Annotated in this window: 14 protein-coding genes; 7 read left to right on the top strand and 7 right to left on the bottom strand. The window is 61.4% G+C overall.

Annotated elements, in window-relative coordinates:
* Nucleotides 1–81: 81 nt before the first annotated feature.
* Together CNQ84_RS13475 and CNQ84_RS21120 are read left to right on the top strand one after the other, a co-directional pair.
* Complete coding sequence (locus tag CNQ84_RS13475; protein ID WP_425439970.1) at nt 82–1,407, top strand: methyl-accepting chemotaxis protein; 1,326 nt, start codon at nt 82–84, stop codon at nt 1,405–1,407.
* Between the two features lie 6 nt (nt 1,408–1,413).
* Nucleotides 1,414–2,022, top strand: a complete 609-nt coding sequence (locus CNQ84_RS21120; RefSeq protein WP_425439973.1) for a methyl-accepting chemotaxis protein — start codon at nt 1,414–1,416, stop codon at nt 2,020–2,022.
* Nucleotides 2,023–2,138: 116 nt separating this feature from the next.
* Here CNQ84_RS21120 and CNQ84_RS13470 read toward each other — a convergent pair whose 3' ends face one another.
* On the bottom strand, nt 2,139–3,287 hold the full coding sequence (locus CNQ84_RS13470) for an acetyltransferase domain-containing protein (protein ID WP_096005377.1): 1,149 nt from the start codon (nt 3,285–3,287) through the stop codon (nt 2,139–2,141).
* Nucleotides 3,288–3,398: 111 nt separating this feature from the next.
* On the opposite strand from CNQ84_RS13470, the gene CNQ84_RS13465 reads away from it, so the two are divergent.
* On the top strand, nt 3,399–5,456 hold the full coding sequence (locus CNQ84_RS13465) for a TonB-dependent receptor (RefSeq protein WP_096005376.1): 2,058 nt from the start codon (nt 3,399–3,401) through the stop codon (nt 5,454–5,456).
* Nucleotides 5,457–5,471: 15 nt separating this feature from the next.
* On the opposite strand, the gene CNQ84_RS13460 is transcribed toward CNQ84_RS13465, so the two are convergent.
* The 6 genes from CNQ84_RS13460 to CNQ84_RS13435 form a co-directional block, all read right to left on the bottom strand.
* A complete protein-coding gene (locus CNQ84_RS13460) occupies nt 5,472–6,095 on the bottom strand; it encodes a hypothetical protein (RefSeq protein ID WP_096005375.1) in 624 nt (207 codons plus the stop codon).
* 164 nt (nt 6,096–6,259) lie between these two features.
* Complete coding sequence (locus CNQ84_RS13455; protein ID WP_096005374.1) at nt 6,260–7,003, bottom strand: HvfC/BufC family peptide modification chaperone; 744 nt, start codon at nt 7,001–7,003, stop codon at nt 6,260–6,262.
* Complete coding sequence (bufB, locus tag CNQ84_RS13450) at nt 6,993–7,841, bottom strand: MNIO family bufferin maturase (RefSeq protein ID WP_096005373.1); 849 nt, start codon at nt 7,839–7,841, stop codon at nt 6,993–6,995. Before bufB ends, CNQ84_RS13455 begins: the two co-directional genes overlap by 11 nt.
* Before the next feature lie 9 nt (nt 7,842–7,850).
* Entirely contained in the window at nt 7,851–8,138 is a 288-nt protein-coding gene (locus CNQ84_RS13445) for a BufA1 family periplasmic bufferin-type metallophore (RefSeq protein ID WP_096005372.1), read from the bottom strand.
* A gap of 50 nt (nt 8,139–8,188) precedes the next feature.
* Entirely contained in the window at nt 8,189–8,644 is a 456-nt protein-coding gene (locus tag CNQ84_RS13440) for a DoxX family protein (protein ID WP_096005470.1), read from the bottom strand.
* A 69-nt stretch (nt 8,645–8,713) separates the two neighbouring features.
* A complete protein-coding gene (locus CNQ84_RS13435; protein WP_096005371.1) occupies nt 8,714–9,214 on the bottom strand; it encodes a YHS domain-containing (seleno)protein in 501 nt (166 codons plus the stop codon).
* A gap of 172 nt (nt 9,215–9,386) precedes the next feature.
* Between CNQ84_RS13435 and CNQ84_RS13430 the strand changes: the two genes are divergently transcribed.
* The 4 genes from CNQ84_RS13430 (at nt 9,387) to CNQ84_RS13415 (ending at nt 12,956) form a co-directional block, all read left to right on the top strand.
* On the top strand, nt 9,387–10,301 hold the full coding sequence (locus CNQ84_RS13430; protein WP_096005370.1) for a LysR family transcriptional regulator: 915 nt from the start codon (nt 9,387–9,389) through the stop codon (nt 10,299–10,301).
* Nucleotides 10,301–11,206: a LysR family transcriptional regulator gene (locus CNQ84_RS13425; protein WP_096005369.1), complete on the top strand. Its 906-nt coding sequence runs from the start codon at nt 10,301–10,303 to the stop codon at nt 11,204–11,206. Before CNQ84_RS13430 ends, CNQ84_RS13425 begins: the two co-directional genes overlap by 1 nt.
* 136 nt (nt 11,207–11,342) lie before the next feature.
* Entirely contained in the window at nt 11,343–11,972 is a 630-nt protein-coding gene (locus tag CNQ84_RS13420) for a glutathione S-transferase family protein (RefSeq protein WP_096005368.1), read from the top strand.
* A 33-nt stretch (nt 11,973–12,005) separates the two neighbouring features.
* Nucleotides 12,006–12,956, top strand: a complete 951-nt coding sequence (locus CNQ84_RS13415) for a pyridoxamine 5'-phosphate oxidase family protein (protein ID WP_096005367.1) — start codon at nt 12,006–12,008, stop codon at nt 12,954–12,956.
* The last annotated feature ends 196 nt before the right edge of the window (nt 12,957–13,152 follow it).

The raw sequence follows: 13,152 nt of genomic DNA, 5'->3' as shown, positions 1-13,152 counted from the left end.
CGCGAGGCCGATAACCTTTTCAGGTTGTTCTTGTGCGGCGCCGTGCCGGACCGAGTTGTCCTACTCTTAAGAGAGCGTCGAATGAATATTAAGCAGAAGCTGACCTGGGCATTTGTCGCTATCGCGTGTCTGCCGATTCTCCTGGTAGCAGCGGTGGTGATCTACAACCTGCGGGCGCAGGCGGAGGCAACCTTTCTTGATGGCAGCTCGCGAGAGATTCGTCAGATCGAAAATGCCATGAACATGTTCTTCAAGGGCATCAGCGAGAGCGTCGATTATGTCGCGGCGCTGCCGCCGCTGGTTGCCGCGCCAGACTTGAAGAATTATTCCTCGGAAAATGCGCCGAGCGTGCCGTTGCCCGAGGCTAACCGTGAGTTGGAAGACCTGTTCGAGCAGTTTGCCAAGGCGCATCCGACCGCGGCGTACCTCTCCTATGGGCGAGTGGATGGCGGGTACGCCACCTGGCCCAGAGACCCCGGGTTGAAGAATTATGATCCGCGCGTGCGGCCCTGGTACAAGAGAGCCATGGAGTCGCCGGGCCAGACGCTGCGTACGGGAGCCTACTACTGGGCGCAAGACGATGCGGTGCTTATTGGTACGGTGCGCACCGTCAATGATGCACGAGGCAACGTTGCCGGGGTGGTGGGGCTGGATGTGTCCCTTAAACAGCTCACTGATCTTGTCAAACAGATCAAGATTGGCGACACCGGCTACCTGATGCTGGTCGAGGCCAATGGCAATGTGCTGGTTGATCCAAGCAACGCCGATCACAACTTCAAGTCGCTTGCCGATCTGGGTGGCGAGTACGCCAGAATGGCCGGCGCCGAGGGCTTGCTCGAGGTTGAGATCGACGGCACTGATTACATGGCCAACATTTGGTCGTCCGAGACGCTGGGCTGGCGCTTCATTGGCCTGATCGAGCGTGATGAGGTGATGGCCAGCGCTAACGCGTTGACCTGGCAGTTTGCAGTTATCGTGCTGGTGCTGGGTGTGGTGTTTGCGGTCGTTGGTATGCTATTCGCCAAGCTGATTGTCAACCCGATTCGCAGTGTGGCCGGCGGGTTGGAGAGCATCGCGCAGGGCGAGGGCGATCTGACGCGCAGCCTGGCGGTGCAGGGCAAGGATGAAACCGCGATGTTGGCACGCTGGTTCAATCAGTTTCTGGAGAGCATCCGCCAACTGGTACAGAACGTCATCCAGGCATCAGCAGCGCTGCGCGAGCGTTCTGAGGGTTCGACCCAGGTTGCCGACAATATGAACAACGTGGCTGAGCGCCAGCGTGGTGCGGTGGAAATGGTCTCTACCGCCTTCAACGAAATGGTTGCGACGGCCAACGAGGTGGCGCGTTCATGCAGCGCAGCGGCGACCTCGGCCGACGACGGTCAGCATCAGGTACACGCGGGCTAGGGGGAGATTGAAGATGCGACCGACAGCGTCACCCGCCTTAGCGAGAACCTCAAAGAGTCGGCGTTGGCACTGGAGGCGCTGGAGCAGGACAGCCAGAACGTCAACAGCATTCTGGGGACGATCCGGGCGATCGCCGAGCAGACCAATCTGCTGGCCCTGAATGCGGCGATTGAGGCGGCGAGGGCAGGGGATCAGGGGCGTGGTTTTGCTGTGGTGGCTGACGAGGTGCGTGCGCTTGCCAAGCGCACCGCTGACTCCACCGGCGAAATTGATAGCCTGCTGGGCGGGCTGGCGCGACGCACGCAGGAAGTCACGGCGCAGATGCAACACAGTCTGGAAATGTCACAGGCCAGCGTTGAACGCATCGGCCGTGCCAGTCAGAGCTTCGAGCAGATTCGGGGTGCCGTGGATAACATTCGCGACCAGAATACCCAGATTGCGGCAGCGGCGGAGGAGCAGCACCAGGTCGCGGAGGATATCAACCGGCACATCGCCCAGATTCAGGACGACGCGCTGCTGGTGGAAAATCTTGCTCAGTCAGCACACCGCGATTCGCAGGAACTGGCACAGCTCTCCGAGCAGTTGCACGGTCTGGTCGGGCGCTTCCGCGCTTGATAGAGCGAGCAAAGGGGCCGATGGCGTTGCGCCAAAGGCTCCCGTTCAATACACCGATGCAAAATCAGAAGTCGACCGTGGCCGATAACGTCGCCGTGCGCGGCGGATGAAGCCGCCTAGAAGTACTTCAGCCAGCTGATATCTCGGCGCCGGGCCTTCAGGTGGGCAAACCAGCGCACGGGCGGGTAGAGGGCAACACTCAGCACCAGAGCGCAAAGCCAGATGGCCCAGATGTTGTCGAAGCCAAAGTACTGTCCCTGGTTGGTGCCCCAGACGCCGACACTGGCCAGGTAAAGTAACTTGAGCACATACAGGTGCAGCAAATAGAAGAACATAGGCGCGGCACCGAAGACGGCCAGCCAGCCAATCAGGCGGCTGCTGTCGATACGCTCAAACAGACGCAATAGCAGCAAGCCGACGCCCAGCGACAACGCCAGAAACAGCAGTGACGGCGGGTACTTGGTGATGTTGAGCAGGCTCATCAGGGTGCGCAGCGCCGTATCCTGCACTGCCCAGGGCGCTTCACCATAACCGTTGAGCAGGCGCAGCAGTGCAAAGGCGCCCAGGGCGCCCAGTGCGCTGCCCAGCAGCCAGCTCTGCCGCTGGCTTGCGCTGGTACTGCCGGCAAACCAGGGCCCCATCGCGTAGCCCAGCGCGATCACACCAATCCAGGGCAGCAGCGGATAGGAAGTCCGCAGTCGCAGCTGATCACTGACTTCAAGCCAGCCGCGGTCATGCAGGATAGCCCAGGGTACGTAGCCCCAGTCACCCGGGACAAAATGCACGCTATCGAGCAGGTTGTGCCCGGCCACCAGCACCAGCCCCAGCGTGACCAGCTGCCAGCGAGGCAGCCAAACCAGCGCAGCGAGTGCGAGCATGCTCAAGCCAATGGCCCAGATCACCTGCAGGTAGATGACCGTTGGCGGAAACTGGAAGGTCCAGGCGAAGTTGACCAGTGTCACCTCCAGCACCACCAGGAACAGCCCACGTTTGAACAGAAAACCCGATACCGCCGCACGGCTGTCGTGCTTGGCGCCGTACAAGAAAACGGCCAGGCCGGTCAGCAGCACAAAGACGCTGGCGCACAGGTGCGCCAGCGTGCGACTGAAGAACAGCGCCGGGTCGGTGTGGATCACGTCCATCGGATCGCTGACTTGCATGTGCAGGTAAAAGGTTTCCCGGACATGGTCCAGCAGCATGAAGAGGATCACCAGCCCGCGCAGGGCATCGATGGACTGGAGACGGGTGTTTTGCGTAGGGGGCATTTTCTTGTCGAGAGGGGGTGTCAACATTTGGCGTAATAGTATAACGTTATGCCCCGCTGGCGCGCCAGCCTGATCTCCGACTGAACCCTGCTTCGAATCAAGGACTCCCCAATGAACTACGCACTCCGTCCCCTGGCTTTTGCCGTGGCGCTCGGCAGTACCGCTGTGCATGCCGCCCCCAGTGGTGAATCGACTATTACCCTCGGTGAGATTTCCGTGGTGGGTAATGCCAACAAGTCGGCGATGGCAGGCAGCAGTCGCGTGCTCACCTCAGTGGATGTGCTGGGCGCTGACAGAATCGAGCAGCAGAACGTGTCCACCAGCTGGGAGCTGTTGGGGCAGATGCCCGGCATCCAGCTGACAGAAACCGGCCAGGGCGCGGAGTCAGGCAAGGCGACGCTGCGCGCCTTCAATGGCGAAGGCTACATCAATGGCATCAAAACGCTGATTGATGGCGTGCCCAGCAACGTCAATAGTGGCAATCAGCGCTTTACTGACATGGTCTTTCCGCTGGATCTGGAGTACATCGAGGTTGTGCGCGGTACCAACGACGCCCGGTACGGCCTGCATAACATTGGTGGCAACATCAACTTTGTCACCCGTCAGGGCGGTCACTACACGGACGCCCGGCTTACCTACGGCAGCTTTAATACCCGCGAGCTGCAGCTGGCGATCGGTCGCGAGTCGCTGAACTTTGCGCAGAACTATTTCCTTGCCAAGCAGCAGTCAGACGGGTTTCGTGATCACTCGGACTCGGACAAATACTCCCTGGGTGGCAAGTGGTTCTACACCAATGACGACGGTGATTTCAGCCTGGGGCTGGTGACCCGTGTCTACCATCATGAAGCCGAAGAGTCCGGTTTCATGACCCGTGAAGAATTGGCAGCCAGTCGCACGGGCTCCGACCCGAAAAACGCCAACGACGGCGACGACCGCGACCTGCATCAGGCTGCGCTGCATCTGGACTGGCAGCCGAGCGAAACGCTCAATCTCAACAGCAAGCTCTACTACAACCGCTATGACGACGATCGGCAGATCACCTTTACCGACTATCAGCCGGGTAATGCGCCGCGTCAACGTCGCCAGTGGGATGAGCGCCAGACCGGCATGCTCAGCAGCCTGAGCTGGACTGCCAACGACTGGTTGACACTGGAGGGCGGCCTCAACGCCGAGCATCAGGATAACGAGTATCGCCGGACGCGCTTCAACTACAGCGTGCCGACTGATTTTGACGCCACGCCGGCCCGCGTCCAGAACGATGACGCCTATACCCTCGACAATGTGGGTGTGTATCTGCAGGCGGTGATTGAGCCAACCGATTCGCTGAAGATCATTCCTGCCTATCGGGTCGACCGGTTCTATGGCGAAACGGATCTGCCCGGTGGCATAGAAGCGGACCTGCAGGACTACGGCTCGATTCTGCAGCCCAAGCTCAGTGTGGTGTACAGCCTGACGCCGGATGCCAATATCTATGCCAACTGGGGACGCACCTTTCAGATTCTGACCGGTTCAGGCGCACCAGCGTACATGACCGCCGGGCAGACCAGCTTTGCGCCGTCAATCAACACCGGCAAGGAGCTGGGTATCAAGTTCAGCCCGCTGGCGGGGACCGAGGCGCGCATCGCCATCTGGCAGCAGGATGCGACCGACGAGGTAGCCAACATGCCCAGCACCGGCACCACGGAGGGCCTGGGCGAGACACGGCGTCGAGGTGTTGATCTGCAGATCAATGCGCGCATCAACAACCGCTGTAGTGTCTGGGCGTCGCATGCCTACCAGGAAGCCAAGGTGAAGAGCGCTTACACCGCGTCCGGCACATCGTTGGCCGGCAATGAGGTGTTCTCCACGCCGCGCTATATCTCCAACCTGGGAACCGACTACCAGTTGACCCCGGACTGGCGTCTGGGCCTGCAGGCGCGAGCCCAGGGTGACTATTACATTGATGAGCAGAACGAGCAGGGCAAATACGGCGGTTTCGCGGTGCTGGATGTCAGTGCCGAATATATGGTGTCGCCCACACTCAGTGTCGATCTGCAGGTGAAGAACCTGACCGACTATGAGTACGAGTATGTCTGGTACGACAACTTCTTTTGGGGCGGCGATGACCAGCCGATGTTCTCACCGGCCCCCGGCCGCTCGGCCTATCTGTCGCTCAACGTCAAGTTGTAACGCAGCAGTCTGGCGTTATTCGCTCATCCCCAACAGCCAGCGCCTTAGCGCTGGCTGTTGGGTTTTACCTGCTGCCCATACTCGTACCCTGTTGAATTGATGCATCCAGCGGTTGCCGGTTTCGAGCTGAAAGTCCGGCCCGGCGGCGGTGATCTTGTGTACCTGCAGTCTGGGCAGTGTGAGGGCATAGTCGCCGCGATCGGTGATCACGCCCAACTGGTTGGCGCTGGCGAACAGTTCCCCTGCCGTATCGTGATCGAGGTCGTGATTGGAGGTTGAGAAGGTGGCGCCGGGGGCCAGGGTGGCGCTGTCCTGGCTGAACACGCTCAGCACCGCAGGCAGGTTTCTGCCTTCGATCAGCTCACCGTTCTGGTTGCGCAAATAGTGACGACGTGGGCCCCAGATTTCGATGCGCTGAATGGTCAGCGGCTGGTCGCTGCGGTTTCTGATGCGGATATAGGTCGTCCAGTCACCGGGCAGCAGCGAAGGATGAACGTCGGCGGCGCTGATCTGGAACGGTCGAGCGCGATGACGCAGCAGACGAATCCAGACCGTCAGCGTGATCAGCAAGGCAAGCAGGGTGCCGATTCCTGCCAGGGTTGCCGCGTGTAACCAGATCCAGTTCAGTCCGTCCATCATGTCCCTTTGAGCCTTGCTCGCCGCTGAATAAATAGCTGCACCGTCCATGGCAGGATACTGCCGCCAATAGCGGGTACATCAACGTGATTGTGCCCGAGCTTGGTCGGTGGCTCCAATGCCGTGCCCGTCGGCAGCGAGCGCGTGCAGCCGGCCGCCGGCTGCTGTCAGGCTGGGCAGAGACAGCCCCAGGCCAATAAAAGCGACAAATCTGCAGCCAGTTCTGCCGGGGCACGGCCGGTTGCGGCCGCTGCGTCGGCGAGCGACAGGCCTTGGCGTAGCTGGTTGAGCAGGGTGCACTGTTCGCCAGACACCTGCGCGGTCTGCAGGTCAAACTCCCGGCGCCAGACCAGTACGTCCTCTGGCTGCCACTGCGCTGCTGGCGGTGGTGGCAATGAGCGTCGTTGGCTGTGCCACAGCGAATAGGCTGGAGAGGCTGCTCGTATCAGGCTCACTGACGGGTGCCAGGCGAGTGGCACCGCCAGCAGCTGTGCCGGGGCAGCAATGGATGTTGCCATGTTGAAAGCCTGCCGATCTGCCGCGTGGAAGGCGCGCACCCGAGCGCGCTCGATCTGTGCCACCTCACTCAGCCACGGCATGCCCGACAAGGCCGGTAGTTGACGCAGGAAATGGCCAAAGCCGTCACCGTACTCGTGCAGTGTGGGAGAGGGCGGCGGCGCGGTGCGGACGAACAGCGCTGCCACGGCGCTAAAGTAAGCTGCGCCAAGCAGTCGTTCCAGCACCGGAAACGTCTGGCGTAATGCATCCACTCGCGCGCTGCTGACGTTGTTGCGATAGACCTGAAAACGTTGCTCGCATTCTTCCGGCGCGCCGGCAAACAGATGCAGGGGCGCTGGTTCTGCGGGGAGCGAGAGCGCCTGACTGAATTGCTGCTGCTGATCAGGTGTCATTGACCTGTCCTCGCTGGTATTGCCGGGCGCGGGTTACCTCCTGCAGCAGTCGGGTCCAGGAGGGCACCTGGCGGTCCCACTCGATAATCGTCGGGCGGCTGCCGGCCAGGCGCAGCAGGCGTTGATAAAGACGCAGCGTGGGCTCGGTGACGGCGCTGCCGTGATCATCGATCAGCAGGGTGCGACCGTTGTTGAGGCGGTGTTGGGCGTGGCCGGCAAGATGCACCTCACCTATGCTGTGCAGTGGCAGTGCGCGCAGATACTGATCTGCCGTCCCGCCGTTGTTGTGGCAGTTGATCAGCAGGTTGTTAAGGTCCAGCAACAGCCCGCAGCCGCTGCGAGCTGACAGCTCGGCGAGAAAGTCGGCTTCGCGCAGATGGCTGTCTTTCAGTCTCAGATAGCTGGCCGGATTTTCGATCAGCACCCGGCGCCCCAGCACGTCCTGCAGCTGGGCGACGTGGTCTACGCTGCGGTTCAGGGTGTTCGTGGTGTAGGCGACCGGCAGCAGATCGGCAAGAAACTGCTGACCGTCGCCGGCCCAGGCCAGATGCTCTGACACCAGCGCTGGAGAGTAGCGGTCACACAGCTGTTTCAGCTTCTGCAGGTGCTGCGGGTTGAGGGGCGCCGCGCCGCCCAGTGACAGACCGACCCCGTGGATCGACAACGGCAGCCGCGCGCACAGGCGCTCCAGTTGGTGGTGCAGCAGCCCCCCGTCGCCAAAGTAGTTCTCCGCATGAATCTCCAGCAGGTCGATACCGCTGATATCGGCGATCAGTGCTGCAAAGTGCTGCGGTTTGAAGGCTACGCCGATACCTCGGCTCAAGGGGGCGGTGTGCATCACAGACTCCTAGGGCCGCTGGATCGGCGTCAGCGAGCCAAGTCCGTGCGGGGTTTCAATGCTGGTGCAGGTGCCGGAGGGCACCAGCGTCCAGGCATCGCCCTGGTAGTCGATCTTGGACGTGCCGGCGCAGGAGGTGCCGGGGCCGGCAGCGCAGTCGTTCTGACCTGCCAGCGAGATGCCATAGCACTTTTCCTTGCCTGCGTTGATGCCAGCGGCGTTTGCCTGTGTGCTGCCGGCGATGACGGCGCCCAGCAGAGACGCCGCGAGAACGGTATTGAAGTGTCGACGATCCATGATTCAGTCCTCTTGGATGGAGATAAGGTGGTTACGCTGCTGACCGACGCTCAAGGCGCCGTGCACAGGGGCGTCGGGGTTGGTGCTCGCCAGCGCGTGAAAAGGTGGTCGAGCGACAGCCGGCCGCCGCCTTGCAGCATCAGCAGCAACAGCGGTACCGCCCAGGTGCCGTGGGTCGCCCAGGCTGACGGATACACCAGCAGTTGAATGACCAGCGTCATGATCAGCAGCCCGGCTGCGCCGAGCCGGGTTGCCAAGCCCATCAGCAGCATGACTGGCAGCAGGTGTTCGCCGAGGGTTGCCAACGCAGCGGCGGCTGCCGGGTCGATCAAGGGCAACTGGTATTCCTCCTGAAACAGGAACAGCGCAGTATCGTTGAGCTGCCAGCCATCGACCTTGGTGCGTCCTGACTGCCAGAACACGGCGCCAGGGAACACGCGTGCGGCCAGCAACAGGACATCTTGCAGCGGAGCCTGCAAGGATCGGTATGCAGAGAGGGAGAGCATGATGATTACCTCGTTGGAAAGGGCCACCGATGGCCGCGGTGGCAGCGTGACTGCCACCGCAGTGCCGGTTTACAGGGCATTCGGCGCCAGATCCTTGATCAGCGGCCAGTTGCTGTCGGCTTTGGCAATGTTGCCCGGTACGTCTTCAGCCCACTTCTGGAACACGTCTGCGTTGACGTTGAGGTAGAGCTTGCCGTCGACCACCTTGTACTGGCTCGGGTCGACATCCAGCTTCTTGCCCAGCGCCGCGCCCATCGCGCAGTAACCGCCGTATTGCGGCACATAGGCAGTGGGGTTGGCCTGGAAGGTCTTCATGTTTTCAGCGTTGGCGAAGTAGTACAGCGCGCCGTCATGCTCGACCGCAAAGCGGCTGTTGCCCTCAGCCGGGGCGCCCTGGAAATAGGACACCGTGTCGTAGCCCTTGAGGATGACGCGTTGCTCATCAACGTTGATCGCCGATGTAGAGGTTTCGTCGTAGGCGTAGGTACTGGTAGCCGTCAGCAGTGCCGCGCCGCCAAAGCCCAGAGCAACGGCCAGCGAACTGGCGATAAAAGCGTTTTTCAGTTTCATGGTATAGCTCCTCGATTGATGCGATTTCAGTCAGTGTTATGTGCTGCTGTGCAGCGACGGTTCGAACTGTAAGTGCATTCAAAAAATTAAAGAACAGCCTTATTTAGAAAGTGACTATTGTTAAAAATGAAGTTATTGGTCTAACCTGATCCGCACCTGACGGGAGCGGAACATGGATAGATTCAAGGAAATGCAGATATTTCAGGCCGTTGCGGAGGAGCAGAATTTTGCCTCGGCAGCGCGCAAGCTCGGCATGTCTGCGCCCAGTGTCACCCGGGCGGTGGCTGCGCTGGAGCAACGCCTCGGCACCCTGCTGCTGGCGCGTACCACGCGCAGTGTGCATGTCACCGAATCCGGTCAGCGCTATGTCGAGGACTGCCGTCGCATCCTGGCAGAGCTGGACGAAGCCGAGGAGTCGGCGGGTGGTGTGCACGCGCAGGCCCGCGGCCTGCTGACGGTCACGGCGCCGGTGTTGTTTGGTGAGCTGTTCGTCACGCCGGTCATGGTCGACTATCTGGCCAATCATCCGGCGGTGCAGATCAAGGCATTGCTGGTTGACCGTGTCGTCAACATGCTTGATGAGGGGATCGATGTGGCGGTGCGCATCGGTGATCTGCCGGACGGCAACCTCAATTGCATCCGCGTGGGTGAGGTTCGCCGTGTAGTCTGCGCGTCACCAGGTTATCTGGCACGGCATGGGCGACCATCTCACCCGAGCGAGCTGGAGGCCGCGTCGGTGGTCATGTCGGCCAGCAGTTCGCTGCTGACCGAGTGGGAGTTCAGCGGGCCGCAGGGCCGTATTCAGGTGATCCCACAGCCTCGCCTGGTGGTCACGGCCAACCAGGCGGCCATTAACGCAGCCAAGCTGGGCTGGGGCATCACGCGCGTGCTGTCGTATCAGGTTGCAGAGGCTGTTCAGAGCGGCGCGCTGGAGCTGTTGCTCGAAGACTTCGAACTTGAGCCCTTACCGATTCATGTTGTGCATCAAGGTGGCCGCCGAATCCCCGCCAAGGTGCGCGAGTTTGTCGACTTCTGCGTCGCCCAGTTGGCAGCTGACCGCGCCCTGCAGGGCAAGGAGAACGGCTGATGGACCGGTTTCAAGAAATGACCGTATTCGAGGCCGTCGCGGATGAGCTCAGCCTGGCCGCCGCCGCGCGCCGCTTGTCTCTGTCGCCACCGACCGTCACCCGGGGCATTGATGCGCTGGAGCAGCGCCTTGGCGTCAAGCTACTGCAGCGCAGCACGCGGGGTGTGGGGCTTACTGAGGCGGGCGAGCGGTTTCTGGCGGACTGCCGGCGTATCCTGGCTGAGGTGTCCGATGCTGATCGCTCGGCCAGCGGTTTGCACACCTCTCCGCAGGGGCGGCTGCAGCTATCCATGCCGCTGCTGTTTGGCCAGTCGTTGATGACGCCCATCCTGCTGGAGTATCTGCAGGCGCATCCGCGGGTTGAGGTGTTTGGTGTCTATCAGGATCGGGTACCCAACCTGCATGAAGAAGGTATTGAGGTCGCGATTCAGGTCGGCGCGTTGCCTGACTCAACCCTGTTCGCCGCCAAGGTGGGTGAGGTCAGCCGGATTATCTGCGCCAGCCCGGCGTATCTTGCTCGGCATGGAGTGCCGTCGCACCCCGAGCAATTGATTGATCATCAGATCGTGCATTCATCCGCCGACTCGCGCACGCCGGAGTGGCAGTTTGTCCAGCAAGGTAGCGTCAAGCGTTATGCCCTGTTGCCGCGCTTGAGTTGCGCGACTAATCATGCGGCGATTGCCGCCGCCGAGCGGGGCGCCGGGCTGGTGCGGTGCATGAGCTATCAGGTGCACGAGTCGCTGGCGCAGGGACGATTGCAACCGGTGCTGCAGGACTTCGCACTGCCGGTGCTGCCGGTCCATGTGGTCTACCGCGAGGGGCGCCGGGCTGCTGCGCGGGTGCGCAGCTTTGTTGACCTTGCGGTTGCGCGCTTGCGGGTTCACCCGGCGCTGAACGGTAGCTAATTTCATAAGTCGCAATAAAGGATTGCAGTTTGTGGTTATTCCGCACATCCGTGTGGGGTATCAAGATAAGACTCCCTAGGGCATCTGCGGCAGGCGCATTTACCCGTTGTGCATCACGCTATTATTGGAGTCTTCCATGTCACATTCGATCACGTTTTATCGCTATCCGTTGTCTGGTCACGCGCATCGCGTCGAGTTGATGCTGTCGCTGTTGAACCTTCCCTACGAAACCGTCTTCGTCGACCTTGCCGCTGGTGCGCACAAGCAGCCGGCCTTTTTGGCTCTCAACAGCTTTGGCCAGGTGCCGGTGATCGAAGATCGCGGCGCGGTGCTGAGCGACTCGAACGCTATTCTGGTTTACCTGGCCAGCCAGTACGACCCGACTGATCGCTGGTTGCCATGTGATGCTGTCGGGGCGGCGCGCGTGCAGCGCTGGTTGTCGGTTGCTGCCGGTGAGTTGGCAGCCGGGCCTGCGCGGGCGCGCCTGATTACGCTGTTTGGCGCCCCCTTCGATGCGCCGAGCACCATCACTGCCGCGCATGAGCTGCTGCGTTTGCTGGAGAGCACGCTGACTGCCAGCCGCTATCTCGCCGGCGAGCAGGTCACCATCGCCGATATCGCGCTGTACAGCTATGTAGCCCATGCACCCGAAGGCAACGTGTCGCTCACCCACTATCCGCGCGTGCAAGCCTGGTTGGCGCAGATTGAAGATCTGCCGGGGTTTGTGCCGATGGCGCGATCGGCGGTGGGGCTGCAGAGTGCATAAGGGCGTTGCTGGTCACGTGGGGAGAGCAGCCTCATGAGCAAGCCTGAACAGTCTGTATGGCACGCGGGTGAGCGGGAACTGCAGCGCCGCCTCGGCGTGGCCGAGCGCATGGCTGAAGTGGGCCCGCGCGTACTGAGCCCGGTGCTACCCGAGCAGCATCGGGCGTTCTATCCGCTGCTGCGCTTTGTGGTGGCGGGTACGGTATCGACGCAGGGCGATCTCTGGGCTGGCCTGCTGGAAGGTGAGCCAGGGTTTGCCTGGTCTCCTGATCCCTCCGTGCTGCGACTGGACGCGTTGTTCAGCGAACAGGATCCGTGCGCGGTTGCTGTGGCGCAAACCCGTACACTGGGTCTGCTGGGTATCGATCTGCAGACGCGTCGGCGCAACCGCTTGTCCGGACGCGTTGACGCGATCGACCACGCCGGCATGAGCGTGCAGGTAACGCAGGCTTTCGGCAACTGTCCGCAGTTTATTCAACAGCGCCAGCTCACCGCCGCTGTCGGGCCGTCTGCAGGCGGCTCACCAGCCGTCCACTCGGCGACCCTGACCGAGCAGATGCGGGCGCTGATCGCTTTGGCCGATACCTGTTTTGTTGCCAGTTGCGTCCCGCAGGAGGGACGCGAACCTGCTGTTGATGTGTCCCATCGCGGCGGCTGGCCCGGTTTCGTAAAAGTGCAAGGCAACCGCCTCACCATGCCGGAATTTTCCGGCAATCGCTTCTTCAACACGCTTGGCAACCTGTTGCTTAACCCGCGTGCGGGACTGTTGTTTGTCGACTTTGCCGGCGGTGACCTGTTGCAGGTCTCTGGCAGCGTGGAGCTTGAGTGGGACATACCTGATGCAGGCGGCTTCGAGGGTGTCGAGCACCTGTGGCATCTGCAGGTTGAACAGGCGGTCTGGCGTCCAGGCGGGTCGCGTCTGCGCTGGGAGTTTGGGACCTTCTCTCCGGCGTTGAAGCGGACCGGGATCTGGCCGAAGGGTTAGGGCCTGTTGCCGTTTCGTTCATCCGCCTGCCGGAGGCCATTTTTCGGCCATGCTGCGTTGTCGGTCGCTTATGTGGAATGACCACACTGCGCTTCTCGCTCCTTGGTTGGCGGCTTTACAGGCTGCAACAGGCGGGCGAACGAAACGGCAACAGACCCTAGCCGCTGGTTCTGTGTTGTACATCAAGCGGAGGCCA

Source organism: Pseudomonas abyssi (assembly GCF_002307495.1).
GTDB classification, from domain to species: Bacteria; Pseudomonadota; Gammaproteobacteria; order Pseudomonadales; family Pseudomonadaceae; genus Halopseudomonas; species Halopseudomonas abyssi.
The sequence above is the reverse complement of the archived record's forward strand: the minus strand, read 5'-3'. Positions and strand labels throughout refer to the sequence as shown.